Source organism: Micromonospora sediminicola (assembly GCF_900089585.1).
GTDB classification, from domain to species: Bacteria; Actinomycetota; Actinomycetes; order Mycobacteriales; family Micromonosporaceae; genus Micromonospora; species Micromonospora sediminicola.
Genome location: NZ_FLRH01000003.1, coordinates 1,208,299 through 1,233,930, shown reverse-complemented (window position 1 = coordinate 1,233,930; position 25,632 = coordinate 1,208,299). Strand labels below are relative to the sequence as shown.

The following is a 25,632-nucleotide window of genomic DNA, read 5'->3' as shown; positions in this document are numbered from 1 at the left end:
GGCGCACACGTCGCCGGTAGACCATGGCGCCCGCCCAGTTGCGAACAACTGAGCGGGCGCCACGAACATGCCTTACAGCTCGGTGACCGAGCCACCGGCCGCGGTGATCTTCTCCTTGGCCGACGCGCTGAACGCGTGCGCCGTCACCTGGAGGGACACACCGCCGAGGTCGCCGGTGCCGAGCACCTTGACCGGGTGGCCCTTGCGGACCGCACCGGCCTCGGCCAGCTCGACGGGGCCGACCTGGCCGCCGTTCGGGAAGAGCTCGGCGAGCCGGTCCAGGTTGACCACCTGGAACACGACCTTGAACTTGTTCTTGAAGCCCTTCATCTTCGGCAGGCGCATGTGGATGGGCATCTGCCCACCCTCGAACGCCGCCGAGATGTTCTTGCGGGCCTTCGAACCCTTGGTACCACGGCCGGCGGTCTTGCCCTTCGAGCCCTCACCGCGACCCACACGGGTCTTGTCGGTCTTGGCACCCGGAGCCGGACGCAGGTGGTGCACCTTGATCGTCATTACTCGACCTCCTCGACCTTCACGAGGTGGTTGACCGTGAAGATCATGCCGCGGATCTCCGGCCGGTCCTCCTTGACCACCACGTCGTTGATCCGCTTGAGACCGAGGGAACGCAGCGAGTCACGCTGGTTCTTCTTGGTCCCGATCTCGGACCGGACCTGGGTGACCTTCAGGCGTGCCATCAGGACGCCACCCCCGCCCGCGACGCCAGCATGGCGGCCGGCGCGACGTCCTCGACCGGCAGACCACGACGCGCCGCGACCTGCTCGGGGGACTCGAGCCCCTTCAGGGCCGCCACGGTGGCGTGCACGATGTTGATCGGGTTGGACGAGCCGAGGCTCTTGGAGAGCACGTCGTGGATGCCCGCGCACTCCAGCACGGCGCGTACCGGACCGCCGGCGATGACACCCGTACCGGCCGAGGCCGGCTTGAGCAGCACCACACCGGCCGCGTCCTCACCCGTCACCGGGTGCGGGATCGACTGACCGATCCGCGGCACCTTGAAGAAGTGCTTCTTGGCCTCCTCGACACCCTTGGCGATCGCCGCGGGCACCTCCTTGGCCTTTCCGTAGCCCACACCGACGGTGCCGTCGCCGTCGCCCACGATCACCAGGGCGGTGAAGCTGAAGCGACGACCACCCTTCACGACCTTGGCGACGCGGTTGATCGCGACGACCCGCTCGAGGTGCGGGGTCTTCTCGACGGGCGCGTTTCCGCGGCCGCCCTCACGGCGGTTGTCGCGGCGACCACCCTCGTTGCCACCGGACCCGCCGCCACGGCGCTGTTGACCTGGCATCAGCAGCCTTCCTTCTCTCTCGTGACGGGGTTTCTAGAACTCGAGCCCGGCTTCGCGGGCGGCGTCGGCAAGCGCGGCGACCCGCCCCGCGTACCGGTTGCCACCGCGGTCGAAGACGACCTTCGAGACGCCGGCGGCCTTGGCGCGCTCGGCGAGCAGGGCGCCGACCTTGCCGGCCAGGGCGCTCTTGTCGCCCTCGGCGCCGCGCAGCGAGGCGTCCATGGTCGAGGCCGACGCCAGGGTGTGACCCTTGGTGTCGTCGACGACCTGGGCGACCATGTGCCGCAGGGAGCGGGTGACGACCAGGCGGGGACGCTCGGCCGTGCCGTTGACGTTCTTGCGGACCCGGAAGTGCCGACGCGCACGCCCGACGGCACGCTTGGCGGCGACGCCGCGGCGGCGCTTGAGCAGCGTGGCGCTCACTTCTTACCTGCCTTTCCAGCCTTGCGGCGGATGACCTCGCCCTGGTACTTCACGCCCTTGCCCTTGTAGGGCTCCGGCGGGCGGATCTTCCGGATGTTGGCGGCGACCTCGCCGACCTGCTGCTTGTCGATGCCGGCCACGTGGAACAGCGTCGGCCGCTCCACCGTGAACGTGATGCCGTCCGGCGCCGGCACGAGCACCGGGTGCGAGAACCCGAGCGCGAACTCCAGGTCCTTGCCCTTGGCGGTCACGCGGTAACCGGTGCCGGCGATCTCCAGGCTCTTGCGGTAGCCCTCGGTCACACCGACGATCATGTTGGCCACCAGCGTACGGCTCAGGCCGTGCAGCTCCTTGGCCCTGCGCTCGTCGTTGGGCCGGTTGACGTGCAGCGCGCCGTCCTCGCCCCGCTCCGCCGTGATCGGCTCGGCCAGCACGTGGCTCAGCTCGCCCTTGGGGCCCTTGACCTTGACGGTCTGGCCGTCGATCGTGATGTCGACGCCGGATGGCACCGGGATCGACTTACGTCCAATACGCGACATTTCTACCTGTCTCCCGTTACCAGACGAAGGCGAGGACTTCCCCGCCAACGCTCCGCTTGCGGGCCTGCCGGTCGGTGAGCAGCCCCTGGGACGTCGAAATGATCGCCACGCCCAGCCCGCCGAGCACCCGCGGGAGCCCGTCCGACTTGGCGTACACCCGGAGACCGGGCTTGGACACGCGCTTGATGCCGGCCAGGCTCCGCTCGCGGTTCTGGCCGTACTTCAGCTCGACGACCAGTCGCTTGCCGACGGCGCCCTCCTCGGGCTCCTCGACCGACCAGGTGGCGATGTAACCCTCGGCCTTGAGGACCTCGGCGATGTTCGCCTTGATCTTCGAGTAGGGCATCGTCACCCGGTCGTGGTACGCCTGGTTGGCGTTACGCAGACGCGTGAGCATGTCTGCGATCGGGTCGGTCATCGTCATGAAAACTCGTCAACCTTTCTCGCCGGGGTTCCCCGGGCCAGGCCCGGGGCCTACGGCGAAGAGACAGTTCAGCTGACGCGCCGGAGCGCGCCGGGCTATTACCAGGAAGCCTTGGACACGCCGGGCAGCTCACCGCGGTGGGCCATCTCCCGGATGCACACCCGGCAGAGACCGAACTTGCGGTAGACCGCCTTCGGACGCCCGCACCGCTGGCAGCGGGTGTACGCGCGAACCGAGAACTTCGGCTTCGCGGCCGCCTTGAGGATCAGCGCCTTCTTGGCCATCTCAGTTCTCCTTGAACGGGAAGCCCAGGAGCTTGAGCAGCGCCCGGCCCTCGTCGTCGGTCGTGGCGGTCGTGACCACCGTGATGTCCATGCCCCGCTGGCGATCGATCTTGTCCTGGTCGATCTCGTGGAACACCGACTGCTCGGTCAGACCGAACGTGTAGTTGCCGTGCCCGTCGAGCTTGCGCCCGTCCAGACCGCGGAAGTCACGGATACGCGGCAGCGCGATCGACAGCAGCCGGTCCAGGAACTCCCACATCCGGTCGCCGCGGAGGGTGACCTTCGCGCCGATCGGCATGCCCTCGCGGAGCTTGAACTGCGCGATGGACTTGGTCGCCCGCCGGACCAGCGGCTTCTGACCGGTGATCGTGGCGAGGTCGCGGACCGCGCCGTCGATCAGCTTGGCGTCCCGAGCGGCCTCGCCGACACCCATGTTGACGACGATCTTGACCAGGCCGGGCACCTGCATGGGGTTGCCGTAGGCGTACTGCTCCTGCAGCTTCGCCACGACCTCGTTGCGGTACCGCTCCTTGAGGCGCGGCAGGGTCTTGGTTTCGGTAGCCGTGGTCATCACAGGTCCTTACCGGTGCTACGCGCGATGCGGACCTTCTGGCCGTTGTCGTCGATCCGGTAGCCGATGCGGGTCGGCTTGCCGTCGGAGTCCAGGACCATCACGTTCGAGACGTGGATCGGGGCCTCCTGGGTGACGATGCCACCGGTCTTGGCGCCACGCTGGGTGGTGCTGATGCGGGTGTGCTTCTTGACCCGGTTCACGCCCTCGACCAGGACCTTGTCCTGCCGCGGGTAGGCCGCGATGACCTTGCCCTTGGCACCCTTGTCCTTGCCGGCGATGACGACGACCGTGTCGCCCTTCTTGACCTTCACGGTCACAACACCTCCGGCGCGAGAGAGATGATCTTCATGAACCGCTTGTCCCGCAGCTCCCGGCCCACCGGGCCGAAGATGCGGGTACCGCGCGGGTCCCCACCGTCCTTGATGATGACGGCGGCGTTCTCGTCGAAGCGGATGTACGACCCGTCCGGCCGCCGCTTCTCCTTGGCGGTCCGAACGACGACGGCCTTGACGACGTCGCCCTTCTTCACACCGGCACCGGGGATCGCGTCCTTGACCGTGGCCACGATGACGTCGCCGATGCTCGCGTAGCGCCGACCGGAGCCACCGAGAACCCGGATGCACAGGATCTCCCGGGCACCCGTGTTGTCGGCGACGCGCAGTCGCGACTCCTGCTGAATCACGTCTATCTCCTATGTCTGCCGGTTCTCCGGCCGCCGGGGGCGGCCGGAGCCTGGCGGAACCTGCGCCCGACCGATACCGGCCGAGCTCGAGCCTTCGCTACTTGGCCTTCTCGAGGATCTCCACGAGCCGCCACCGCTTGGTGGCGGAGAGCGGCCGGGTCTCCATGATCAGGACCCGGTCGCCGATGCCGGCCGAGTTCTGCTCGTCGTGCACCTTCAGCTTGCTCGTACGGCGCATGATCTTGCCGTACAGCGCGTGCTTGACCCGGTCCTCGACCTCGACCACGACGGTCTTGTCCATCTTGTCGCTGACCACGAGGCCCTCGCGGACCTTGCGGCGGGACCGCGCGGCGGCGGTGGTGGTGGTGTTCTCACTCATGATGCAGTCACCTCAGTCGGCGCGGCCGAGAGACCCAGCTCACGCTCACGCATGATCGTGTAGATCCGGGCGATCTCCCGACGGATGACCTGCAGCCGCCGGTTGTTGTCCAGCTGCCCGGTTGCGGCCTGCACGCGGAGGTTGAACAGCTCCGCCTTGGCCTCGCGCAGCTTCGTGACCAGCTCCTCCTCGGAGAGCTCACGCAGCTCGGAAGGCTTGACGCCCGCTGCCATCAGGATTCACCCACTTCGCGCGTAACAATGCGGCACTTCATCGGGAGCTTGTGGATCGCGCGACGCATCGCCTCTCGCGCGATCTGCTCGTTGGGGAAGGACATCTCGAAGAGGACCCGCCCCGGCTTGACGTTGGCGACCCACCACTCGGGCGAACCCTTACCGGAACCCATCCGGGTCTCGGCCGGCTTCTTGGTGAGGGCCTGGTCCGGGAAGATCGTGATCCAGACCTTGCCGCCACGCTTGATGTGACGGGTCATCGCGATACGCGCCGACTCGATCTGACGGTTGGTCACGTACGCCGGCTCGAGAGCCTGGATCCCGAACTCGCCGAACACCACCCGGTTACCGCCCTTGGACGCGCCGTGGCGGTCCGGGTGGTGCGGCTTGCGGAAGCCCTTCGGGGGCTTGCGCGGCATCAGCATCTGTCAGCCCTCCTGCTGCTGTTCTGCCGGCTGGTTCGGAGCCGAGGCGGCTGCGGCGACAGCGCTGCTGTCGACCGGCTCACCGGCCGGCGTCTCCGCCTGCTGCGCGATGGTGGTCGCGGCAGCGCGGCCGGCCTCGGTGCCACCGGCGGTCGTACCCGACGAGCCCGACCGACCACGGCGCGGCCGGTCCGGCCGGTCGCCACGGTCACGGCGCGGGCCGCGCGACGGGGCGGCCTCGGCCGGGGCCTCGCGGCCCGGGACGGCGTCGCCCTTGTAGATCCAGACCTTCACGCCGATCCGGCCGAACGTGGTACGGGCCTCGAAGAAGCCGTACTCGATGTTGGCCCGCAGCGTGTGCAGCGGGACCCGGCCCTCGCGGTAGAACTCGGTCCGGCTCATCTCGGCGCCGCCGAGACGACCCGAGACCTGCACCCGGATGCCCTTGCAGACCGGGTTCTTCATCGCGGACTGCATCGCCTTGCGCATGGCCCGACGGAAGCTGACCCGGCTGGACAGCTGCTCGGCGACGCCCTGGGCGACCAGCTGCGCGTCCGACTCGGGGCTCTTCACCTCGATGATGTTCAGCTGGACCTGCTTGCCGGTGAGCTTCTCCAGCTCGCCGCGGATCCGGTCGGCCTCCGCACCCTTACGGCCGATGACGATGCCCGGCCGGGCGGTGTGGATGTCGACGCGGACCCGGTCCCGGGTGCGCTCGATGTCGACCTTGGAGATCCCGGCGCGCTCGAGGCCCTTGGACATCATCCGGCGGATCTTGACGTCCTCGCCGATGTAGTCCTTGTAGAGCTTGTCCGCGAACCAGCGGGACTTCCAGTCGGTCGAGATGCCGAGCCGGAACCCGGTGGGGTGAACCTTCTGACCCATTACTCGGCACCCTCCGTCGTGCTCTGCTGCGCCGGCTCGGCCTGCTTGGCCGGAGCGGCCTTCTTGGCCGACTTCTTCGGCGCGGCCGCAGCCACGGCCTCGACCGCCACGGTGATGTGGCAGGTCCGCTTGCGGATCCGGTAGGCCCGGCCCTGCGCCCGCGGCCGGAACCGCTTCATCGTCGGGCCCTCGTCGACGAACGCCTCGCTGACGAGCAGCGCATCGGGGTCCAGCCGCTCGTTGTTCTCCGCGTTGGCGATCGCGCTAGCGAGCACCTTGTACACCTGCTCGCTCGCCGCCTGCGGCGCGAACTGCAGCACCGTGAGCGCCTCCTTCGCGGGCAGGCCGCGGACGAGGTTGACCACCCGGCGCGCCTTCATCGGCGAGATGCGCACGTGCCGCGCAACCGCCCGCGCGCCCGGAAGCACCGGAGCGTCGCCCTTTCCTGGCATCGCTGTAACCCCTTGTTCCTCTATCCGTATGCCCGCGGCGTCAGCGCCGGCGGCTCTTCCGGTCGTCCTTCTCGTGACCCTTGAACGTGCGGGTCAGCGCGAACTCGCCGAGCTTGTGCCCGACCATGGCCTCGGTCACGAAGACCGGGACGTGCTTACGTCCGTCGTGCACGGCGATCGTGTGACCCAGCATCTCCGGGATGATCGTCGAGCGTCGCGACCAGGTCTTGATGACGTTCTTCGAGCCCTTGTCGTTCTGCGTCTCCACCTTCTTGAGCAGGTGGTCGTCGACGAACGGGCCCTTCTTCAGGCTGCGAGGCATGTCTTATCTCCCTCAGCCGCGCTTACGCGTGGCGTAGCGGCGGCGGACGATCAGCCGGTCGCTCGGCTGGCCCTTACGACGGGTGCGGCCCTCGGGCTTACCCTGCGGGTTGACCGGGTGGCGACCACCGGAGGTCTTACCCTCACCACCACCGTGCGGGTGGTCGACGGGGTTCATCGCGACACCACGGACGGTCGGGCGCTTGCCCTTCCACCGCATCCGGCCGGCCTTGCCCCAGTTGATGTTCGACTGGTCGGCGTTGCCGATCTCGCCGATGCTGGCGCGGCAGCGCACGTCCACCCGCCGGATCTCGCCGGACGGCATACGCAGGGTCGCGTACGCGCCCTCACGGCCGAGCAGCTGGATGCCGACGCCGGCCGAGCGGGCCAGCTTGGCGCCGCCGCCCGGACGCAGCTCCACGTTGTGGATGGTGGTACCGACCGGGATGTTGCGCAGCGGCAGGTTGTTGCCCGGCTTGATGTCGGCGCCCGGGCCCGACTCCACGGCGTCGCCCTGCTTCAGGTCCTTCGGCGCGAGGATGTAGCGCTTCTCGCCGTCGGCGTAGTGCAGCAGCGCGATGCGCGCGGTGCGGTTCGGGTCGTACTCGATGTGGGCGACCTTCGCCGGCACGCCGTCCTTGTCGACCCGCTTGAAGTCGATCAGACGGTACTGGCGCTTGTGGCCGCCACCGTGGTGCCGCGTGGTGATCCGGCCGTGGGCGTTGCGTCCGCCCTTCTTCGGCAGCGGAGCCAGCAGCGACTTCTCGGGCGTCGACCGGGTGATCTCGGCGAAGTCGGCAACGCTCGAGCCACGCCGGCCCGGCGTCGTCGGCTTGTACTTACGGATAGCCATTGTCTACACCCCTCAGCTGACCGGGCCGCCGAAGGCCTCGATACGGTCTCCGTCAGCCAGCTTCACGATCGCCCGCTTGGTGGACTTGCGCTGACCGAAGCCGGTCTTGGTGCGCTTGCGCTTGCCCTCACGGTTGAGCGTGTTGACCGTCAGGACGCGGACGTTGAAGATCTGCTGGATAGCGATCTTGATCTCGGTCTTGTTGGCGTCCGGGTGCACCAGGAAGGTGTACCAGTTGCGGTTCAGCTCGCTGTAGCTCTTCTCCGAGACGACCGGAGCGACGATGATGTCGCGCGGATCGGCGATCGTGCTCACTTGCCACCCTCCTCGGTGGTCTCGGCGGGAACGCCCAGGAACTCGTCCAGGGCCTCCTTGGTGAAGACCACGTCGTCGGCCACCAGCACGTCGTACGTGTTGAGCTGGCCGGCCTCGATCAGGTGCACCCGGCTGTCCCGCGCGTTGCGCAGGTTCCGCAGCGACACCCAGTTCAGCTCGTCGGTGCTGCTCAGCACGACCAGGACCCGACGGGCCGTGGTCAGCTTCGCCAGCGTGGTCAGAGCCGCCTTGGTCGACGGCTTCTCGCCCGAGACGAACGCCTCGACGACGTGCACCTGGCCGGCGCGGGCCCGGTCCGAGAGGGCGCCACGCAGGGCGGCGGCCTTCATCTTCTTCGGGGTGCGCTGGCTGTAGTCGCGCGGCACCGGGCCGTGGACCACGCCACCGCCGGCGAACTGCGGCGCGCGGGTCGAACCCTGGCGGGCACGACCGGTGCCCTTCTGCTTGTACGGCTTCTTGCCTCCACCGGAGACCTCGCCGCGGGTCTTGGTCTTGTGCGTGCCCTGCCGGGCCGCCGCGAGCTGAGCCACCACGACCTGGTGCATCAGCGCGATGTTCGCCTGCGCGTCGAAGATGTCGGCCGGCAGCTCGACGGAGCCGCTCTTGCCGCCTTCGACGTTGAGGACGTCAACGGTGGTCACTTGGCCGCACCGCCCTTCTTCACCTTCGCCTTGGCCGCGGTACGGACCAGGACGAGCGCGCCCTTGGGGCCGGGAATGGCGCCACGGACGAGCAGGAGGTTGTTCTCGGTGTCGACCGCCTGGACGGTCAGGTTCTGGACGGTGTAGCGCACGCCACCCATCCGGCCCGCCATCCGGGTGCCCTTGAAGACGCGACCCGGGGTGGCGCAGGCGCCGATCGAGCCGGGCGAGCGGTGCTTGCGCTCGACACCGTGGCTCGCGCGCAGGCCGTGGAAGCCGTGCCGCTTCATCGGGCCGGCGTAGCCCTTGCCCTTGGTCTTGCCGGTCACGTCGATCACGACGCCGGCCGGGAACTCCTCGACCGTGACCTCCTGGCCGGCGGAGTAGTCCGCGGCGTCCGAGGTGCGCAGCTCGACGATGTGCCGGCGCGGCGCGACGTCCGCCTTGGCGTAGTGCCCGGCGACCGGCTTCTTGACCTTGCGCGGGTCGATGGCCCCGTACGCCAGCTGGACCGCGGAGTAACCGTCCTTGTCGGCGCTACGAACCTGGCTCACGACGCACGGGCCGGCCTGCACCACGGTCACGGGGACAACCTTGTTGTTGTCCCAGACCTGGGTCATGCCGAGCTTGGCGCCCAGGATCCCCTTGACTTGCCTGTCCATTTGATCGATCCCTACAGCTTGATCTCGATGTCGACGCCAGCCGGCAGGTCGAGGCGCATGAGCGAGTCGACCGTCTTCGGGGTCGGGTCGATGATGTCGATCAGACGCTTGTGCGTGCGCATCTCGAAGTGCTCGCGCGAGTCCTTGTACTTGTGCGGCGAGCGGATGACGCAGAAACGGTTGATCTCCGTGGGCAGCGGCACCGGGCCAGCGACCTGCGCCCCGGTACGCGTCACCGTCTCGACGATCTTCCGAGCCGAGGAGTCGACGACCTCGTGGTCATAGGCCTTGAGCCGGATGCGGATCTTCTGTCCCGCCATGGTGGCTTCTGTTCCTTCTCTCGATGCCGCTGTGTTGCGGGCGCCTGTACCGGCTGGCACAGGCCCACTTCCGCCGACCCCCGCGGTCGGGCGTGTCGCGCCCGTGGGCCAGGCTCCGCCCCGGGACTCCGGAGCGATTCTCTGACCACGCGGTGGGTCATGGCGCCGATCGCGGGGACCGCGACCTGAACGCCGCGCGAGGGTGGTTGACCGCCGATGGCGGTCAACCACCCAACGCGAGACAGTCTGACTCCCGGAGGTCCAGCCTCAACCGGACGCGGGCGACCGACCGTCGTTACGCAACCTGACTAGTATGCCGCACGACCGGCGGCGACGCTAATCGGGGTTACCCAGCTCACTTGACGATCTTGGTGACGCGACCCGCGCCGACCGTACGACCACCCTCGCGAATCGCGAACTTCAGGTTCTCCTCCATGGCGATGGGCTGGATCAGCTTCACCGACATCGAGGTGTTGTCGCCCGGCATGACCATCTCGGTGCCCTCGGGCAGCGTGACGACGCCGGTGACGTCCGTGGTCCGGAAGTAGAACTGCGGGCGGTAGTTCTGGAAGAACGGGGTGTGGCGGCCACCCTCCTCCTTGGAGAGGATGTAGACCGTCGCCTCGAACTCCGTGTGCGGGGTCGTGGTGCCCGGCTTGATGACGACCATGCCGCGCTCGACGTCCTCGCGCTTGATGCCGCGCAGCAGCAGACCGACGTTCTCACCCGCGCGGGCCTCGTCGAGCAGCTTGCGGAACATCTCGATGCCGGTGCAGGTGGTCTTCATCGACTTCTCGCGGATGCCGACGATCTCCACCTCCTCGTTCGGCTTGAGGATGCCGCGCTCGGCGCGACCGGTCACCACGGTGCCACGGCCGGTGATCGTGAAGACGTCCTCGATGGGCATGAGGAACGGCTTCTCGGTCTCGCGCTCCGGCTGCGGGATCGCGGTGTCCACGGCGTTCATCAGGTCCATGAGCTTCCCGGTCCACTCCGGGTCGCCCTCGAGGGCCTTCAGCGCCGAGACCCGGACGACCGGCAGGTCGTCACCCGGGTACTCCTGCGAGGAGAGCAGCTCGCGGACCTCGAGCTCGACGAGCTCCAGGAGCTCCTCGTCGTCGACCATGTCGCTCTTGTTGAGCGCCACGACGATGTACGGCACGCCGACCTGACGGGCCAGCAGCACGTGCTCGCGGGTCTGCGGCATCGGGCCGTCGGTCGCCGCCACCACCAGGATCGCGCCGTCCATCTGCGCGGCACCGGTGATCATGTTCTTGATGTAGTCGGCGTGACCGGGGCAGTCGACGTGCGCGTAGTGACGCGCCTCGGTCTGGTACTCGACGTGCGCGATGGAGATCGTGATGCCGCGGGCCTTCTCCTCCGGCGCCTTGTCGATCTCGTCGAACGGCGTGTACGGGTTCAGGTCCGGGAACTGGTCGTGCAGGACCTTGGTGATGGCCGCCGTCAGCGTCGTCTTACCGTGGTCGATGTGACCAATGGTGCCGATGTTGACGTGCGGCTTAGTCCGCTCGAACTTCGCCTTCGCCACTGGTGTCCTCCTGTGGACTTTCTTGGTTCGTTCGCCCCGGTGCGCCGGTCGGCGCTTAGGACTCTGTCGACAGCCTTTCCGGCCTGACGGCCGGAGAGCCTTGGTGGGTTCTGCGGCGATGAAGCCTACAGGCCCGGAATCACACAACCCGACCGAGGTGGTCGCGGGCGGGAGAACCCTCCCGCGACCGGCCCCGGATCACCGGGTCAGCTCGGAGTGAGCGTCACTCACCCGTCGCCTTGGCGATGATCTCCTTCGCCACGCTCTGCGGAACCTCGGCGTAGGAGTCGAACTGCATGCTGTAGCTAGCCCGGCCCTGGGTCTTCGACCGCAGGTCGCCGACGTAGCCGAACATCTCCGACAGCGGGACCAGGGCCCGGACGACGCGAGCGCCGCTGCGCTCCTCCATCGCCTGGATGATCCCCCGCCGGGAGTTGAGGTCGCCGATGACGTCACCCATGTTCTCCTCAGGAGTGGTGACCTCAACAGCCATCATCGGCTCGAGCAGTGCGGGGTCGGCCTTGCGGGCCGCCTCCTTCATCACCATCGAACCGGCGATCTTGAACGCCATCTCGGACGAGTCGACCTCGTGGTACTGCCCGTCCAGCAGCGTCAGCTTGACACCCACCAGCGGGAAGCCGGCGAGAATGCCGTACTGCATGGCGTCCTGGGCGCCGGCGTCCACCGAGGGGATGAACTCCCGGGGGATGCGGCCACCGGTGACGGCGTTCGCGAACTCGTAGGTCGGCGAGTCGTTGCCCATGGGCAGCGGCTCGAGGCTCACGATCACGCGGGCGTACTGGCCGGAGCCACCGGTCTGCTTCTTGTGGGTGTACTCGGCCTTCTCCACCGTGCGGCGGATGGTCTCACGGTACGCCACCTGCGGCTTGCCGATGTTCGCCTCGACGTTGAACTCGCGGCGCATCCGGTCCACCAGGATGTCCAGGTGCAGCTCGCCCATGCCGGAGATGACCGTCTGACCGGTCTGGTCGTCCAGCTTGACGCGGAAGGTCGGGTCCTCCTCGGCCAGCCGCTGGATGGCGGTGCTGAGCTTCTCCTGGTCGGCCTTGGTCTTCGGCTCGATGGCCACCTCGATGACCGGCTCCGGGAAGGTCATCGACTCGAGGATGACCGGGTTCGCCGGGTCGCACAGGGTGTCACCGGTGGTGGTCTGCTTCAGACCCTGGACCGCGATGATGTCGCCGGCCTTGGCGGAGCCGCGCTCCTCACGCTTGTTGGCGTGCATCTGGTAGATCTTGCCGATGCGCTCCTTGCGGTCCTTGGTGGAGTTGACCACCTGGGACCCGGACTCGACCACGCCGGAGTAGACCCGGACGTAGGTGAGCTTGCCGAGGTGCTTGTCGGTCTGGATCTTGAAGGCCAGGCCGGAGAACGGCTCGGACGGCGACGGCTTCCGCTGCATCGGCGTCTCGCCGTCGGTGGCCGTGCCCTCGATCGCCGGGACGTCCAGCGGCGACGGCAGGTAGTCGATGACGGCGTCGAGCATGGGCTGCACGCCCTTGTTCTTGAACGCCGAGCCGCAGAGGACCGGGTTGGCCTTGCTGGCGATGGTGGCCCGACGGATGGCGGCCTTGATCTCCTCGACGGAGATCTCCTCGCCCTCCAGGTACTTCTCCATCACCGCGTCGTCGACGTCGGCCAGGGTCTCCATCAGCTTCTCGCGCCACTCCGCCGCGGAGTCGGCCAGCTCGGCCGGGATCTCCTCGATGGCGTAGTCCTCACCCTTCTGGGTCTCCCCGCGCCAGGTGAGGGCGCGCATGCCGACCAGGTCGACGACGCCGATGTGGTCGCCCTCGAGGCCGATCGGGATCTGGAGCACCAGCGGGGTGGCGTTCAGCCGGTCGATCATCATCTGGACGCAGCGGAAGAAGTCCGCGCCGGTGCGGTCCAGCTTGTTGACGAAGCACATGCGCGGGACGTGGTACTTGTCGGCCTGGCGCCAGACGTTCTCGGTCTGGGGCTCCACACCGGCCACGCCGTCGTACACCGCGACCGCACCGTCCAGAACACGCAGCGACCGCTCCACCTCGACCGTGAAGTCGACGTGGCCGGGCGTGTCGATGATCTGGATCGTGTGGCCCTTCCACTCGCACTTGGTGGCGGCGGAAGTGATGGTGATACCGCGCTCCTGCTCCTGCTCCATCCAGTCCATGACGGCGGCGCCCTCGTGGACCTCACCGATCTTGTACGTGATGCCGGTGTAGAACAGGATTCGCTCGGTGGTAGTGGTCTTACCGGCATCGATGTGCGCCATGATGCCGATGTTGCGTACGTTGGCGAGCGCGTCTGCGGCGGCCACTTCAATCCCTACTTATCGTCGTCTCGACACAACTGGTGGCGGTTCCGGCGCCCGGGGGCGCCGGAACCTCAGGTGTTACCAGCGGTAGTGCGCGAAGGCCTTGTTCGACTCGGCCATCTTGTGCGTGTCCTCGCGCCGCTTGACGGCGGCACCGAGGCCGTTGCTCGCGTCCAGCAGCTCGTTCATCAGCCGCTCGACCATGGTCTTCTCGCGCCGGGCCCGGGAGTAGGTCACCAGCCAGCGCAGACCGAGGGTGGTCGCGCGGGCCGGCCGGACCTCGACCGGAACCTGGTAGGTGGCGCCACCGACACGACGGCTGCGCACCTCGAGGGTCGGCTTCACGTTGTCCATCGCGCGCTTGAGCGTGACGACGGGGTCGGTGCCGGACTTCTCGCGGCAGCCCTCCAGGGCGGCGTACACGATGCGCTCGGCGAGCTGACGCTTGCCGCGCAGCAGGATCTTGTTCACCAGCTGGGTGACCAGCGGCGAGTTGTACACCGGGTCAGCGACCAGCGGCTTCCGCGGAGCGGGTCCCTTACGCGGCATGTCAGCTCTTCTCCTTCTTCGCGCCGTAACGGCTGCGAGCCTGCTTGCGGTTGCGGACACCCTGGGTGTCCAGCGAGCCGCGAACGATCTTGTACCGCACGCCGGGGAGGTCCTTCACACGGCCGCCGCGCACGAGCACGATCGAGTGCTCCTGCAGGTTGTGGCCGACGCCCGGGATGTAGGCGGTCACCTCGATCTGGCTGCTGAGCTTGACACGAGCGACCTTGCGCAGCGCCGAGTTCGGCTTCTTCGGGGTGGTGGTGTACACGCGGGTGCACACGCCGCGCCGCTGGGGAGACCCCTTGAGCGCAGGGGTCTTGGTCTTGGTCGTCTTGGCCTGACGGCCCTTTCGGACCAGCTGCTGAATGGTGGGCACCGGGTTTCTCCGCTCCCTTCGGCCGCTGCGAGGCGACCGCGCCGTCTGCTCTAGCCGGCCTGATGGACGGCTCTCCTACATTCCAACCAGGGCCGCCTGACGGAGGCCCCAGCACCCGCGGTCGGGCGTGTCGCCCGAGTCACGGTCCGGTGCGTTCGCTCGCGCGGCGTACCGGATCTTTGGGTCTGTGGTGGTGCGACAGTGGATGACCGGCTGACCGGTTCCCGCGCACGCACGCATTGCCCGGGCGAGCCCGGGCACAAGGGGAAAGAGTACCTACCACAAGCGCGCCGGTCAAAACGGATCGGTCCGGAGAAGCTGGTTCACAGCCCCGCCGGTCGACGTCCGGATCGTCGGTGCGCCCCTGATGGGCACCTACGATGACAAGTGTACCGGCTCGTCCGTCGTGCGACCCGTCGCCCCCGGCAGCGCCCGCCTCCCGGACACCGGGACAAACCGGTCGGCGCTGGTCATCGGCCCCGGACGACGCGCCGACGGCGTCACGTGATCTGCACCACCAGGGCCAGCGCCAGCCCGACCACGCTCAGCAGCAGGCCCGCGGCGCCGCAGCTGAGCCCGGCCACCGCCAGTCCCCCGCCGGTGAACCGGACCGCCGGCGGCGGGGCCGGACGCCGGATCTGCCGCCGCGCCAGCAGCCAGGCCACGATCGCGCCGACCCCGGCCAGCCCGCCGAGCAGGGTGAACGCCCCGGCCGCCCACGCTCCGCCGTAGTCCGGCCCTGCGACGCCGAAGCAGAAGACCAGCAGCGACACCAGGATCGAGCCGACGCCGGTGACCAGCGAGCCGATGGCCAGCCCGGAGGTGACCGGCGGCACGTCCAGGTGGACCACCCCGAACGGGGTGCCCGGGACCGGCTCCACCCGCTTCGGCGGCCGGGGCGCCTCACTCGGGGGCGGCGGCAGCGCCGGCCCGGCCGGGCCCCAGCCGCCGCCGGGCGCGCTCCCCGGAGCCGGCCACCCGCCGCCGTGCCCGGCCCCACTCCCCGGGTACGCCCCGAACCCCGGCCCACTCCCCGGGTACGCCCCGAATCCCTGGCCCGGTCCACTCCCGGGATGCGGGCCGGTGAGGTGGCCCGGCTGCCCCGGGTGGTGCCCGGTCCCGGGCGCCGGGGCGGGGAATCCGTGCCCGGGTTGGTGCCCCGGAGCCGGGCCGGCGGGCGGGTACGGGCCGGCCGGCGGCCAGGGGGCGGGCGCTCCGGAATGCGGTGCGCCGGGCGGGGCCGAGGACGGACCGGCCGGCGCTCCCGTGAACGGCTCAGACGGGCCCGCGGACGACGGGCTCGGCGGCGTCGGGGCGTACCCGGGCGGGGTCGCCCCGGACGACGGGCCGGGAGCACCGGCGGAGCGCTCCCCGTGCGTGGTCGGCGGCGCCCACGGGCTCACCGGCTCAAGGGCCGGCGGGGCGGCGGGATCCGGCCCGGCACCGGGGCGGTTCGGGTCGCCTCCCGGCGGCGCAGCCGGTTCCGTCACGGGGTCCTCCTGTCCACATGGCTCACCCGCCGCGCGGCGGACACCGGCCAGGCTACCGTCGCCGGTCACCACCGGGTGGGCGGGCGCGGTGCCGCTCCCCCGCCGGGTCAGTCGAAGTTCGGCGCGTAGTCGTGCCCGAACGAGGCGTCGGCGTGCCGGACCAGCCCGATCACCACCGCGGCCACCACCGCGACGGCGGTCAGCACCAGACCGATCCGGGCCAACCGCTCGCCGCGGCGCAGCCAGTCGGCGCCGGTCAGGTAACCCCCCGACGCGTACGCCTCCCGGCGGGCCTGGCGGGCGAGGGTGAGCGCGAGCGTCGCGGGCACCACCCCGCCGACGAAGAAGCCGGTCAGCGCCCCGATCAGACCGAGGGCGAAGACGGCGCGGGCCTTGGTGGAGCGGACCGGCTCAGGATCGTGCGGATGGCGCTGCGCCTGCGGCACGACGGGCACCTGCCCGGGCACGGTCGTCATGCCCTCCATCATGCCCCGATCCGGACTCCCGTTCCCGGCCAGCCGCCCAGGACGCGACGAGGCCCCCGGCATCCGCCGGGGGCCTCGTCGTTCGTGCGGTTTAGCGGTACGACCCGAAGTCGAAGTCGTCCAGCGGCACGGCCTGGCCGCTGGCCGGCCCGAAGCCGTAGTCGGTCTCGGGGTAGCCGGTCATCGAGTAGACCTTGGCCTTCGCCTCCTCGGTCGGCTCGACCCGGACGTTGCGGTACTTGCTGATGCCCGTACCGGCCGGGATGAGCTTACCGATGATCACGTTCTCCTTGAGGCCGATCAGCGAGTCGCTGCGGGCGTGGATCGCCGCGTCCGTCAGCACCCGGGTGGTCTCCTGGAAGGAGGCCGCCGACAGCCAGGAATCCGTGGCCAGCGAGGCCTTGGTGATACCCATCAGCACCGGGCGACCGGCGGCGGGCTCGCCGCCCTCGCCGACGAGCCGGCGGTTCTCCGACTCGAACAGCGCCCGGTCGACCAGCACACCCGGCAGGAACTCGGTCGAGCCGGAGTCGATGACCGTCACCCGCTTGAGCATCTGGCGGATGATGATCTCGATGTGCTTGTCGTGGATGAGCACACCCTGCGAGCGGTAGACCTCCTGGACCTCCTGGGTCAGGTGGACCTGGACCGCGCGCGGGCCGAGGATGCGCAGCAGCTCGTGCGGGTCGATGGTGCCCTCGGTGAGCTTCTCGCCGACCTCGACGTGGTCGCCGTCGTGCGCCCGGAGCCGGACCCGCTTCGAGATCTTGTCGTAGACGATCTCGTCGCTGCCGTCGTCCGGGATGACCACGATCTTGCGGGACCGCTCGCCGTCCTCGATCCGGATGCGACCCGGGGTGTCGGCGATGGGCGCCTTGCCCTTGGGCACCCGGGCCTCGAAGATCTCCTGGACACGGGGCAGACCCTGGGTGATGTCCTCACCCGCGACACCACCGGTGTGGAAGGTACGCATCGTCAGCTGCGTACCCGGCTCACCGATCGACTGGGCGGCGATGATGCCGACCGCCTCGCCGACGTCCACGGTCTTGCCGGTCGGCAGCGAGCGGCCGTAGCACGCACCGCAGACGCCCAGCTTCGACTCGCAGGTGAGCACGCTGCGCACCCGCACCGTCTCGGTCCCGGCGGCGACGATCGCGTCGACGCCGATGGAGTTGATGTCCTGGCCCCGGTGGGCCACCACGGTGCCGTCCGGCCCCTTGATGTCGTCGGCCAGCGTCCGGGCGTGCACGCTGGTCTCGGCGTGCTCGTGCACGACCAGCTTGCCGTCGACGCGCTCGCCGATCTGCATCGGGATGGCCCGGTCGGTGCCGCAGTCCTCCTCGCGGATGATGACGTCCTGCGAGACGTCCACCAGACGCCGGGTCAGGTAACCCGAGTCGGCGGTACGCAGGGCGGTGTCCGCGAGACCCTTACGGGCGCCGTGCGTGGAGATGAAGTACTCCAGCACGGACAGACCCTCCCGGTACGAGGCCTTGATCGGCCGCGGGATGATCTCACCCTTCGGGTTGGCCACCAGACCACGGATCGCCGCGATCTGCCGGAGCTGGAGCAGGTTACCGCGGGCACCCGAGTTGATCATCTTCCACAGCGGGTTCTCCTGCGGCAGCGCGGTGTCCATCTCCTTGGCGACCTCGTTGGTCGCCTTGGTCCAGATCTCGATGAGCTCGCCGCGACGCTCCTCGGCGGTCATCAGACCACGCTGGTACTGCTTGTCGATCCGGTCGGCTTCCTTCTCGTACCGCTCCAGGATCTCCCGCTTGCGCGGCGGAGCGATGACGTCCTCCATGCCGATGGTGACGCCGGACCAGGTGGCCCAGTGGAAACCGGCCTCCTTGAGCCCGTCCAGGGTGGCCGCCAGGGCCACCTTCGGGAAGCGCTCGGCGAGGTCGTTGACGATCGCGGAGAGCTGGCCCTTGCGGATCTCGTAGTTCACGAAGCGGTAGCCCGGGGGCAGCGTCTCGTTGAACAGGACCCGGCCCAGGGTGGTCTCCACCGTCACCGGCTCGCCCTCGACCCAGCCCTCGGGCGCGGTCCACGGCTCGGCGCCGGCGCCGTTGTCGACACCGACCACGTCGTGCAGCCGGATCTTCACCGGGGTCTGCAGGTGCAGCTCGCCGTTGTCGTACGCCATCCGCGCCTCGGCGTCCGAGCTGAACGCCCGGCCCTCGCCCTTGCCCCCCGGAGTGAGGTGGGTGAGGTGGTAGAGGCCGATGACCATGTCCTGGGTGGGCATGGTGACCGGCTTGCCGTCGGCCGGCTTGAGGATGTTGTTCGACGACAGCATCAGGATCCGCGCCTCGGCCTGGGCCTCGGCGGACAGCGGCACGTGGACCGCCATCTGGTCACCGTCGAAGTCGGCGTTGAACGCGGTGCAGACCAGCGGGTGGATCTGGATGGCCTTGCCCTCGACCAGCTGCGGCTCGAAGGCCTGGATGCCCAGGCGGTGCAGGGTCGGCGCGCGGTTCAGCAGAACCGGGTGCTCGCCGATGACCTCCTCCAGCACGTCCCACACGACCGGCCGCTGCCGCTCGACCATCCGCTTGGCGGACTTGATGTTCTGCGCGTGGTTGAGGTCCACCAGCCGCTTCATCACGAACGGCTTGAACAGCTCCAGCGCCATCTGCTTGGGCAGACCGCACTGGTGCAGCTTGAGCTTCGGGCCGACCACGATGACCGAACGGCCGGAGTAGTCGACGCGCTTGCCCAGCAGGTTCTGGCGGAACCGGCCCTGCTTGCCCTTGAGCATGTCGGAGAGCGACTTCAGCGGCCGGTTGCCCGGGCCGGTGACCGGACGACCGCGACGACCGTTGTCGAACAGCGCGTCGACGGCCTCCTGGAGCATCCGCTTCTCGTTGTTGACGATGATCTCGGGCGCGCCGAGGTCGATCAGCCGCTTGAGGCGGTTGTTCCGGTTGATCACACGCCGGTACAGGTCGTTCAGGTCGGAGGTCGCGAAGCGGCCACCGTCGAGCTGCACCATCGGGCGCAGGTCCGGCGGGATGACCGGGACGCAGTCCAGCACCATGCCGAGCGGCGAGTTCCGGGTGTTCTGGAACGCCGCGACGACCTTCAGCCGCTTGAGCGCGCGGATCTTCCGCTGGCCCTTGCCGGAGCGGATGGTCTCGCGGAGGTTCTCCGCCTCGGCCTCCAGGTCCATGTTCTGGACCAGGGCCTTGATGGCCTCGGCGCCCATGCTGCCGGTGAAGTACTCACCGAAACGGTCGCGCAGCTCGCGGTAGAGCAGCTCGTCGGTGACCAGCTGCTTCGGCTCCAGCTTGCGGAAGGTGTCGAGGACCTCGTCGAGGCGGTCGATCTCGCGCTGGGCCCGGTCGCGGATCTGGCGCATCTCGCGCTCTCCGCCCTCCTTGACCTTGCGCCGGACGTCCGCCTTCGCGCCCTCGGCCTCCAGCTCGGCCAGGTCGGCCTCGAGCTTGGCGGCCCGCTTCTCGATCTCCGAGTCGCGGCTGTTCTCGGACTGCCGCTTCTCGGCCAGGATCTCGTTCTCGATGGTCGAGAGGTCGCGGTGACGCGCTTCGGCGTCCACGCTCGTCACGACGTACGAGGCGAAGTAGATGATCTTTTCGAGGTCCTTCGGGGCGAGGTCCAGCAGGTAGCCCAGCCGGCTCGGCACGCCCTTGAAGTACCAGATGTGGGTCACCGGAGCGGCCAGCTCGATGTGACCCATCCGCTCCCGGCGAACCTTGGAGCGGGTCACCTCGACGCCGCAGCGCTCGCAGATGATGCCCTTGAAGCGGACCCGCTTGTACTTACCGCAGTAGCACTCCCAGTCCCGCTGCGGACCGAAGATCTTCTCGCAGAAGAGCCCGTCCTTCTCCGGCTTGAGGGTGCGGTAGTTGATGGTCTCGGGCTTCTTGACCTCGCCGTGGGACCACTGACGGATGTCGTCGGCGGTGGCGAGACCGATGCGCAGCTCGTCGAAGAAGTTGACGTCGAGCACTGTGTCCCCTATGTCGTCGTCTGTACTGCTAGCTAACGGGCGGGATCGGGGGCCGGCGAGCCGGCCCCCGAATCACCGCCTCAGACCTCTTCGACCGAGCTCGGCTCGCGCCGGGACAGGTCGATGCCCAGCTCCTCCGCGGCGCGGAACACCTCGTCGTCGGTCTCGCGCATCTCCAGGGCCACACCGTCGCTGGAGAGCACCTCGACGTTGAGGCACAGCGACTGCAGCTCCTTGAGCAGCACCTTGAACGACTCCGGGATGCCCGGCTCGGGGATGTTCTCGCCCTTGACGATCGCCTCGTAGACCTTGACCCGGCCGAGGACGTCGTCGGACTTGATGGTCAGCAGCTCCTGCAGGGCGTAGGCGGCGCCGTACGCCTGCATGGCCCAGCACTCCATCTCACCGAAGCGCTGGCCACCGAACTGCGCCTTACCACCCAGCGGCTGCTGCGTGATCATCGAGTACGGGCCGGTCGAGCGGGCGTGGATCTTGTCGTCGACCAGGTGGTTGAGCTTCAGGATGTAGACGTAGCCGACCGCGATCGGGTCGGGCAGCGGCTCACCGGAGCGACCGTCGAACAGCTGCGCCTTGCCGGTGCGCCCGATCAGCTGGTTGCCGTCCCGGTTGGGCAGGGTCGACGCCAGCAGGCCGGAGATCTCCTCCTCGCGGGCACCGTCGAAGACCGGGGTGGCCACGTTGGTGTCCGGCTCGGACTCGTGCGCGTTGATCGACTTGAGCTGGCGCTTCCACTCCTCGTCGTCACCGTCGACGCTCCAGCCGGTCTTGGCCACCCACCCGAGGTGGGTCTCCAGGACCTGGCCGATGTTCATCCGGGACGGCACACCGAGCGGGTTCAGCACGATGTCGACCGGGGTGCCGTCCTCCAGGAACGGCATGTCCTCGACCGGCAGGATCTTGGAGATGACGCCCTTGTTGCCGTGGCGGCCCGCGAGCTTGTCACCGTCCTGGATCTTGCGCTTCTGGGCCACGTAGACCCGCACCAGCTCGTTCACGCCCGGGGGCAGCTCGTCGCCGTCCTCGCGGGAGAAGGTACGCACACCGATGACCGTGCCGGTCTCGCCGTGCGGCACCTTCAGCGAGGTGTCACGGACCTCGCGCGCCTTCTCACCGAAGATCGCGCGGAGCAGCCGCTCCTCGGGGGTCAGCTCGGTCTCGCCCTTCGGCGTGACCTTGCCGACCAGGATGTCGCCGGGGACGACCTCGGCGCCGATCCGGATGATGCCGCGCTCGTCGAGGTCGGCGAGCATCTCCTCGCTGACGTTCGGGATGTCGCGGGTGATCTCCTCCGGGCCGAGCTTGGTGTCCCGGGCGTCGACCTCGTGCTCCTCGATGTGGATCGAGGTGAGCACGTCCTGCTGCACGAGGCGCTGCGACAGGATGATCGCGTCCTCGTAGTTGTGGCCCTCCCAGCACATGAACGCCACCAGCAGGTTGCGTCCGAGCGCCATCTCGCCCTCGTCGGTGCACGGACCGTCGGCGATGACCTGGCCGGCCTCGACGCGGTCGCCCTCGAAGACGACCGGCTTCTGGTTGACGCAGGAGCCGGCGTTGGAGCGGCGGAACTTGTGCAGCAGGTACGTCCGGCGGTGGCCGTCGTCCTGGTGGACCGTGATGTAGTCCGCGCACAGGTCCTCGACCACACCGCCGACCTCGGCGACGACCACGTCGCCGGCGTCCACGGCCGCGCGGTACTCCATGCCCGTGCCGACCAGCGGGGCCTCGGCCTTGACCAGCGGCACCGCCTGACGCTGCATGTTCGCGCCCATGAGCGCGCGGTTGGCGTCGTCGTGCTCGAGGAACGGGATCATCGCGGTGGCGACCGAGGTCATCTGCCGCGGCGACACGTCCATGTAGTCCACGGCGCCGGGCGCGACGTCCTCGGTCTCGCCGCCCTTACGGCGGACCAGGACCCGGTCCTCGGCGAACGTGCCGTCGGCCCGCAGCGGGGCGTTGGCCTGCGCCTTGACGAACCGGTCCTCCTCGTCCGCGGTCAGGTAGTCGATCTGGTCGGTGACCCGACCGTCGATGACCTTCCGGTACGGCGTCTCGATGAAGCCGAACGGGTTGACCCGGGCGAAGGTGGAGAGCGCGCCGATCAGGCCGATGTTCGGGCCTTCCGGCGTCTCGATCGGGCACATCCGGCCGTAGTGGGACGGGTGCACGTCGCGGACCTCGAAGCCGGCCCGCTCACGGGACAGACCACCCGGGCCGAGCGCGCTCAGCCGGCGCCGGTGGGTCAGACCCGCCAGCGGGTTGGTCTGGTCCATGAACTGGGACAGCTGCGACGTGCCGAAGAACTCCTTGATCGCCGCCACCACCGGGCGGATGTTGATCAGGGTCTGCGGCGTGATCGCCTCGACGTCCTGGGTGGTCATCCGCTCGCGGACGACCCGCTCCATCCGGGAGAGACCCACCCGGACCTGGTTCTGGATCAGCTCGCCCACGGTACGCAGGCGACGGTTGCCGAAGTGGTCGATGTCGTCGGCCTCGTAGCCCTCCTCACCGGCGTGCAGCCGGCAGAGGTATTCCACGGTGGCGACGATGTCGTCCTCGGTGAGCGTGCCGGTGGTGATCGGCACGTCCAGCTCGAGCTTCTTGTTGAACTTGTAGCGCCCGACCTTGGCGACGTCGTACCGCTTCGGGTTGAAGAAGAGGTTGTCGAGCAGGGTCTGGGCGTTCTCACGGGTCGGCGGCTCGCCAGGGCGGAGCTTCCGGTAGATGTCGAGCAGGGCCTCGTCCTGCCCGGCGATGTGGTCCTTCTCGAGCGTGGTCATCATCAGCTCGGACCAGCCGAACTTCTCGCGGATGCGCTCCGCGGACCACCCGATGGCCTTGAGCAGGACGGTGACGGCCTGCCGACGCTTACGGTCGATGCGGACGCCGACCGTGTCGCGCTTGTCGATGTCGAACTCCAGCCAGGCACCCCGGCTCGGGATGACCTTGACGCTGGAGAGGTCGCGGTCGGAGGTCTTGTCCGGCTGCTTGTCGAAGTACACGCCCGGCGAGCGGACGAGCTGGCTGACCACGACGCGCTCGGTGCCGTTGATGATGAAGGTGCCCTTCGGCGTCATCATCGGGAAGTCACCCATGAACACCGTCTGGCTCTTGATCTCGCCAGTGGTGTTGTTGGTGAACTCCGCGGTCACGAACAGTGGCGCGCAGTAGGTCAGGTCCTTCTCCTTGCACTCCTCGATCGAGGCCTTGACCTCGTCGAAGCGCGGAGCCGAGAAGGAGAGCGACATGGTGCCGGAGAAGTCCTCAATGGGACTGATCTCGTCGAGGATCTCCGCGAGACCCGAGCGTGCGTGCGGGTCGTCCGCCGACCGGCCCTGCCAAGCCTCGTTGCCGACGAGCCAGTCGAAGGACTCGTTCTGGATGGCGAGGAGGTTGGGGACCTCGAGGTGTTCGGTGATCCGACCGAAAGAAACTCGGCGGGGCGCGAATGCGCTCGACGTACGACTGGTCTTCGCAGGGCGGGAAGCTGCCAAGATGCGTCCTTCCGAGGACCGGTGCTGCAGAACGGCTGGTACGCGTGCACTCCAATGACCCCACCAGAAATATCCACAAACGGACATTTCCGAGCAGGGGTCAAGTCGGAAGGCAGCGCAAACTAGCAGTGTAGCCGAGAGGCTAACCGCTGTCCAGCCCACCCCGCAGGTCGTCGCGGAACAAGCCCTGGGACCTCGAAAAACCGGGTCCACCGGGCCGCTCGGAACGCGACGCTCCTGCCGGTCCGCTCGGGTGCCGCGGCGGTGGTGCTGCCGTTGCCTTACCCGAGAGGCGGCCGTTGCAAGCGCGGAAGGTCTTGCTGATGTCAGCGTGCCTGCCGGGCCGGTGCCGCGTCAAGGGCCGGTTACCGCTCGGGGTGTCTTTCCCACCGACGGGCTACCGGCGGGCATCGCTGGGAAGCCGGTGCGAGGAACCTGTACGCCCTGCTCACGCCACTGCCGTCGGGCACCACCAACACGGCGGGCGGTGATCCGTTCCCGGATCACCGCCCGCCGCGACGCGGTGTGCCCCGGCTCACGTGAGCCGGACGCGCGTCAGGTCAACGCAAGGTCACTTGAGGGTGACCTTGGCGCCCTCGCCCTCGAGCTTGGCCTTGGCCTTCTCGGCGGTCTCCTTGTTGGCCTTCTCCAGGACGGCCTTCGGAGCGGCCTCGACCAGGTCCTTGGCCTCCTTGAGGCCCAGGCCGGTCAGCTCGCGCACGACCTTGATGACCTGGATCTTCTTGCCACCGTCGGCGTCGAGGATGACGTCGAACTCGTCCTTCTCCGGCTCGGCCTCGGCGGCGGCACCGCCGGCGGCCGGGCCCGCCATCATCATCGCGGCCGGCGCGGCGGCGGTGACCTCGAAGGTCTCCTCGAACTGCTTCACGAACTCGGAGAGCTCGATCAGCGTCATCTCCTTGAACGCGTCGAGCAGCTCGTCGGTGCTGAGCTTCGCCATGTCTGGCGTCCTTTCTACAAGTGAAAACTAAGAACGTGGGTGCGCCGCGGGGCCTCAGGCCGCCTCGGCGCCCTCTTCCTTTTCGCGCTTGTCCTGCAGGGCGGCCGCCAGACGCGCGGTCTTGGCGAGCGGAGCCTGGAACAGGGCCGCGGCCTTGCTCAGGTTGCCCTTCATGGCACCGGCCAGCTTGGCCAGCAGCACCTCGCGGGACTCCAGGTCGGCGAGCTTCGTGACCTCGGCCGCGGAAATGGCCTTGCCCTCGAAGACACCGCCCTTGATGACGAGCTTCGGGTTGGCCTTCGCGAAGTCGCGAAGGCCCTTCGCCGCCTCGACGACGTCGCCCGAAACGAAAGTCAGCGCGGTAGGACCGGTGAACAGCTCATCGAGGCCGGAGATGCCCGCATCGGCCGCGGCACGCTTGGCCAGCGTGTTCTTCGCGACCGTGTAGCTGGTCTCCTTGCCGAGCGAGCGTCGCAGCTGGGTGAGCTGCGAAACCGTGAGCCCGCGGTACTCGGTGAGCACGGTGGCTCCCGCGGCGCGGAAGCTCTCGGTCAGCTCGGCGACGGCCGTGGCCTTGTCGGCCCGGATCGGCTTGTCCGCCATGTCCCTCCTCTCTCGTTGCTCGGAGCTGGTACGCCGGCGACGAGGAACTCGCGACGGCGGCGGAGA

The 25,632-nt window shown here is 68.7% G+C and carries 31 protein-coding genes; all 31 read right to left on the bottom strand.

Translation table 11 applies throughout. The features are described from left to right. Window positions 1-72 precede the first annotated feature (72 nt). The 31 genes from rplO to rplJ all read right to left on the bottom strand — a co-directional run bounded on the left by rplO (window position 73) and on the right by rplJ (window position 25,566). The gene (gene rplO, locus GA0070622_RS06460; protein ID WP_091570089.1) at window positions 73-516 is read right to left on the bottom strand and encodes a 50S ribosomal protein L15; all 444 of its coding nucleotides are present in this window, start codon (window positions 514-516) and stop codon (window positions 73-75) included. Further along, complete coding sequence (gene rpmD / locus GA0070622_RS06455; RefSeq protein WP_013473693.1) at window positions 516-698, bottom strand: 50S ribosomal protein L30; 183 nt, start codon at window positions 696-698, stop codon at window positions 516-518. Before rpmD ends, rplO begins: the two co-directional genes overlap by 1 nt. After that, entirely contained in the window at window positions 698-1,312 is a 615-nt protein-coding gene (rpsE, locus tag GA0070622_RS06450; RefSeq protein WP_013288621.1) for a 30S ribosomal protein S5, read from the bottom strand. Before rpsE ends, rpmD begins: the two co-directional genes overlap by 1 nt. A 33-nt stretch (window positions 1,313-1,345) precedes the next feature. Beyond that, window positions 1,346-1,735 carry a 50S ribosomal protein L18 gene (gene rplR, locus GA0070622_RS06445; RefSeq protein ID WP_091570085.1) on the bottom strand — a complete coding sequence of 130 codons (390 nt, stop codon included), beginning with the start codon at window positions 1,733-1,735 and terminating at the stop codon, window positions 1,346-1,348. Next, window positions 1,732-2,274, bottom strand: coding sequence for a 50S ribosomal protein L6 (rplF, locus tag GA0070622_RS06440; protein WP_091570082.1), 543 nt, complete (start codon window positions 2,272-2,274; stop codon window positions 1,732-1,734). Before rplF ends, rplR begins: the two co-directional genes overlap by 4 nt. Window positions 2,275-2,290: 16 nt before the next feature. Continuing rightward, on the bottom strand, window positions 2,291-2,698 hold the full coding sequence (gene rpsH / locus GA0070622_RS06435) for a 30S ribosomal protein S8 (protein WP_013288624.1): 408 nt from the start codon (window positions 2,696-2,698) through the stop codon (window positions 2,291-2,293). A 98-nt stretch (window positions 2,699-2,796) separates the two neighbouring features. Then, window positions 2,797-2,982, bottom strand: a complete 186-nt coding sequence (locus GA0070622_RS06430; protein ID WP_007073023.1) for a type Z 30S ribosomal protein S14 — start codon at window positions 2,980-2,982, stop codon at window positions 2,797-2,799. Window position 2,983: 1 nt separating this feature from the next. Continuing rightward, on the bottom strand, window positions 2,984-3,553 hold the full coding sequence (gene rplE / locus GA0070622_RS06425) for a 50S ribosomal protein L5 (RefSeq protein WP_091065804.1): 570 nt from the start codon (window positions 3,551-3,553) through the stop codon (window positions 2,984-2,986). Beyond that, complete coding sequence (gene rplX / locus GA0070622_RS06420; protein WP_172836497.1) at window positions 3,553-3,873, bottom strand: 50S ribosomal protein L24; 321 nt, start codon at window positions 3,871-3,873, stop codon at window positions 3,553-3,555. The genes rplE and rplX overlap by 1 nt, the downstream gene beginning before the upstream one ends. Then, window positions 3,870-4,238 (bottom strand): 50S ribosomal protein L14, encoded by a 369-nt coding sequence (gene rplN / locus GA0070622_RS06415; protein WP_007073026.1) that lies wholly within the window; start codon window positions 4,236-4,238, stop codon window positions 3,870-3,872. The genes rplX and rplN overlap by 4 nt, the downstream gene beginning before the upstream one ends. A gap of 97 nt (window positions 4,239-4,335) precedes the next feature. Continuing rightward, window positions 4,336-4,617 carry a 30S ribosomal protein S17 gene (rpsQ, locus tag GA0070622_RS06410; protein ID WP_091570077.1) on the bottom strand — a complete coding sequence of 94 codons (282 nt, stop codon included), beginning with the start codon at window positions 4,615-4,617 and terminating at the stop codon, window positions 4,336-4,338. After that, on the bottom strand, window positions 4,614-4,850 hold the full coding sequence (gene rpmC / locus GA0070622_RS06405; protein ID WP_013288628.1) for a 50S ribosomal protein L29: 237 nt from the start codon (window positions 4,848-4,850) through the stop codon (window positions 4,614-4,616). Before rpmC ends, rpsQ begins: the two co-directional genes overlap by 4 nt. Next, window positions 4,850-5,275, bottom strand: a complete 426-nt coding sequence (gene rplP, locus GA0070622_RS06400) for a 50S ribosomal protein L16 (protein WP_073834927.1) — start codon at window positions 5,273-5,275, stop codon at window positions 4,850-4,852. The genes rpmC and rplP overlap by 1 nt, the downstream gene beginning before the upstream one ends. Before the next feature lie 3 nt (window positions 5,276-5,278). After that, complete coding sequence (gene rpsC / locus GA0070622_RS06395) at window positions 5,279-6,160, bottom strand: 30S ribosomal protein S3 (protein ID WP_091570073.1); 882 nt, start codon at window positions 6,158-6,160, stop codon at window positions 5,279-5,281. Continuing rightward, window positions 6,160-6,612 carry a 50S ribosomal protein L22 gene (gene rplV / locus GA0070622_RS06390; protein ID WP_091570068.1) on the bottom strand — a complete coding sequence of 151 codons (453 nt, stop codon included), beginning with the start codon at window positions 6,610-6,612 and terminating at the stop codon, window positions 6,160-6,162. Before rplV ends, rpsC begins: the two co-directional genes overlap by 1 nt. 40 nt (window positions 6,613-6,652) lie before the next feature. Next, the gene (rpsS, locus tag GA0070622_RS06385) at window positions 6,653-6,934 is read right to left on the bottom strand and encodes a 30S ribosomal protein S19 (RefSeq protein WP_007073032.1); all 282 of its coding nucleotides are present in this window, start codon (window positions 6,932-6,934) and stop codon (window positions 6,653-6,655) included. 12 nt (window positions 6,935-6,946) lie between these two features. Further along, window positions 6,947-7,786, bottom strand: coding sequence for a 50S ribosomal protein L2 (gene rplB / locus GA0070622_RS06380; protein ID WP_091570064.1), 840 nt, complete (start codon window positions 7,784-7,786; stop codon window positions 6,947-6,949). A 12-nt stretch (window positions 7,787-7,798) separates the two neighbouring features. Then, on the bottom strand, window positions 7,799-8,101 hold the full coding sequence (rplW, locus tag GA0070622_RS06375; protein ID WP_091317975.1) for a 50S ribosomal protein L23: 303 nt from the start codon (window positions 8,099-8,101) through the stop codon (window positions 7,799-7,801). Further along, window positions 8,098-8,763 (bottom strand): 50S ribosomal protein L4, encoded by a 666-nt coding sequence (gene rplD, locus GA0070622_RS06370; RefSeq protein WP_091570060.1) that lies wholly within the window; start codon window positions 8,761-8,763, stop codon window positions 8,098-8,100. Before rplD ends, rplW begins: the two co-directional genes overlap by 4 nt. Then, window positions 8,760-9,425: a 50S ribosomal protein L3 gene (gene rplC, locus GA0070622_RS06365; RefSeq protein ID WP_091570055.1), complete on the bottom strand. Its 666-nt coding sequence runs from the start codon at window positions 9,423-9,425 to the stop codon at window positions 8,760-8,762. The genes rplD and rplC overlap by 4 nt, the downstream gene beginning before the upstream one ends. Window positions 9,426-9,436: 11 nt before the next feature. Continuing rightward, on the bottom strand, window positions 9,437-9,745 hold the full coding sequence (gene rpsJ, locus GA0070622_RS06360) for a 30S ribosomal protein S10 (protein ID WP_007073037.1): 309 nt from the start codon (window positions 9,743-9,745) through the stop codon (window positions 9,437-9,439). Window positions 9,746-10,100: 355 nt separating this feature from the next. Then, the gene (tuf, locus tag GA0070622_RS06355) at window positions 10,101-11,294 is read right to left on the bottom strand and encodes an elongation factor Tu (protein WP_091570050.1); all 1,194 of its coding nucleotides are present in this window, start codon (window positions 11,292-11,294) and stop codon (window positions 10,101-10,103) included. A gap of 223 nt (window positions 11,295-11,517) precedes the next feature. Further along, complete coding sequence (fusA, locus tag GA0070622_RS06350) at window positions 11,518-13,614, bottom strand: elongation factor G (protein WP_091570045.1); 2,097 nt, start codon at window positions 13,612-13,614, stop codon at window positions 11,518-11,520. A 75-nt stretch (window positions 13,615-13,689) separates the two neighbouring features. Continuing rightward, the gene (gene rpsG, locus GA0070622_RS06345) at window positions 13,690-14,160 is read right to left on the bottom strand and encodes a 30S ribosomal protein S7 (protein WP_013735957.1); all 471 of its coding nucleotides are present in this window, start codon (window positions 14,158-14,160) and stop codon (window positions 13,690-13,692) included. A gap of 1 nt (window position 14,161) precedes the next feature. Beyond that, entirely contained in the window at window positions 14,162-14,536 is a 375-nt protein-coding gene (rpsL, locus tag GA0070622_RS06340; RefSeq protein ID WP_007465318.1) for a 30S ribosomal protein S12, read from the bottom strand. A 500-nt stretch (window positions 14,537-15,036) separates the two neighbouring features. Further along, a complete protein-coding gene (locus GA0070622_RS06335; protein WP_091576935.1) occupies window positions 15,037-15,417 on the bottom strand; it encodes a hypothetical protein in 381 nt (126 codons plus the stop codon). 716 nt (window positions 15,418-16,133) lie between these two features. Continuing rightward, window positions 16,134-16,502 (bottom strand): hypothetical protein, encoded by a 369-nt coding sequence (locus GA0070622_RS06330; protein ID WP_176558989.1) that lies wholly within the window; start codon window positions 16,500-16,502, stop codon window positions 16,134-16,136. 100 nt (window positions 16,503-16,602) lie between these two features. Then, window positions 16,603-20,490 carry a DNA-directed RNA polymerase subunit beta' gene (locus GA0070622_RS06325; protein ID WP_091570040.1) on the bottom strand — a complete coding sequence of 1,296 codons (3,888 nt, stop codon included), beginning with the start codon at window positions 20,488-20,490 and terminating at the stop codon, window positions 16,603-16,605. Window positions 20,491-20,570: 80 nt separating this feature from the next. Continuing rightward, window positions 20,571-24,002, bottom strand: a complete 3,432-nt coding sequence (gene rpoB, locus GA0070622_RS06320) for a DNA-directed RNA polymerase subunit beta (RefSeq protein WP_091570037.1) — start codon at window positions 24,000-24,002, stop codon at window positions 20,571-20,573. 571 nt (window positions 24,003-24,573) lie between these two features. Continuing rightward, window positions 24,574-24,963 carry a 50S ribosomal protein L7/L12 gene (gene rplL, locus GA0070622_RS06315; protein WP_091570033.1) on the bottom strand — a complete coding sequence of 130 codons (390 nt, stop codon included), beginning with the start codon at window positions 24,961-24,963 and terminating at the stop codon, window positions 24,574-24,576. Window positions 24,964-25,017: 54 nt separating this feature from the next. Continuing rightward, window positions 25,018-25,566, bottom strand: a complete 549-nt coding sequence (gene rplJ / locus GA0070622_RS06310; RefSeq protein ID WP_091570029.1) for a 50S ribosomal protein L10 — start codon at window positions 25,564-25,566, stop codon at window positions 25,018-25,020. Window positions 25,567-25,632: the final 66 nt, after the last annotated feature.

Excerpts from the sequence above, each read along its gene's own strand:
- rplO (WP_091570089.1), bottom strand. The coding sequence starts at position 516 with ATGACGATCAAGGTGCACCACCTGCGTCCGGCTCCGGGTGCCAAGACC.
- rpmD (WP_013473693.1), bottom strand. The coding sequence starts at position 698 with ATGGCACGCCTGAAGGTCACCCAGGTCCGGTCCGAGATCGGGACCAAG.
- rpsE (WP_013288621.1), bottom strand. The coding sequence starts at position 1,312 with ATGCCAGGTCAACAGCGCCGTGGCGGCGGGTCCGGTGGCAACGAGGGT.
- rplF (WP_091570082.1), bottom strand. The coding sequence starts at position 2,274 with ATGTCGCGTATTGGACGTAAGTCGATCCCGGTGCCATCCGGCGTCGAC.
- rpsH (WP_013288624.1), bottom strand. The coding sequence starts at position 2,698 with ATGACGATGACCGACCCGATCGCAGACATGCTCACGCGTCTGCGTAAC.
- GA0070622_RS06430 (WP_007073023.1), bottom strand. The coding sequence starts at position 2,982 with ATGGCCAAGAAGGCGCTGATCCTCAAGGCGGCCGCGAAGCCGAAGTTC.
- rplE (WP_091065804.1), bottom strand. The coding sequence starts at position 3,553 with ATGACCACGGCTACCGAAACCAAGACCCTGCCGCGCCTCAAGGAGCGG.
- rpsQ (WP_091570077.1), bottom strand. The coding sequence starts at position 4,617 with ATGAGTGAGAACACCACCACCACCGCCGCCGCGCGGTCCCGCCGCAAG.
- rpmC (WP_013288628.1), bottom strand. The coding sequence starts at position 4,850 with ATGGCAGCGGGCGTCAAGCCTTCCGAGCTGCGTGAGCTCTCCGAGGAG.
- rplP (WP_073834927.1), bottom strand. The coding sequence starts at position 5,275 with ATGCTGATGCCGCGCAAGCCCCCGAAGGGCTTCCGCAAGCCGCACCAC.
- rpsC (WP_091570073.1), bottom strand. The coding sequence starts at position 6,160 with ATGGGTCAGAAGGTTCACCCCACCGGGTTCCGGCTCGGCATCTCGACC.
- rplV (WP_091570068.1), bottom strand. The coding sequence starts at position 6,612 with ATGCCAGGAAAGGGCGACGCTCCGGTGCTTCCGGGCGCGCGGGCGGTT.
- rpsS (WP_007073032.1), bottom strand. The coding sequence starts at position 6,934 with ATGCCTCGCAGCCTGAAGAAGGGCCCGTTCGTCGACGACCACCTGCTC.
- rplB (WP_091570064.1), bottom strand. The coding sequence starts at position 7,786 with ATGGCTATCCGTAAGTACAAGCCGACGACGCCGGGCCGGCGTGGCTCG.
- rplC (WP_091570055.1), bottom strand. The coding sequence starts at position 9,425 with ATGGACAGGCAAGTCAAGGGGATCCTGGGCGCCAAGCTCGGCATGACC.
- rpsJ (WP_007073037.1), bottom strand. The coding sequence starts at position 9,745 with ATGGCGGGACAGAAGATCCGCATCCGGCTCAAGGCCTATGACCACGAG.
- rpsG (WP_013735957.1), bottom strand. The coding sequence starts at position 14,160 with ATGCCGCGTAAGGGACCCGCTCCGCGGAAGCCGCTGGTCGCTGACCCG.
- GA0070622_RS06330 (WP_176558989.1), bottom strand. The coding sequence starts at position 16,502 with ATGACGACCGTGCCCGGGCAGGTGCCCGTCGTGCCGCAGGCGCAGCGC.
- rplL (WP_091570033.1), bottom strand. The coding sequence starts at position 24,963 with ATGGCGAAGCTCAGCACCGACGAGCTGCTCGACGCGTTCAAGGAGATG.
- rplJ (WP_091570029.1), bottom strand. The coding sequence starts at position 25,566 with ATGGCGGACAAGCCGATCCGGGCCGACAAGGCCACGGCCGTCGCCGAG.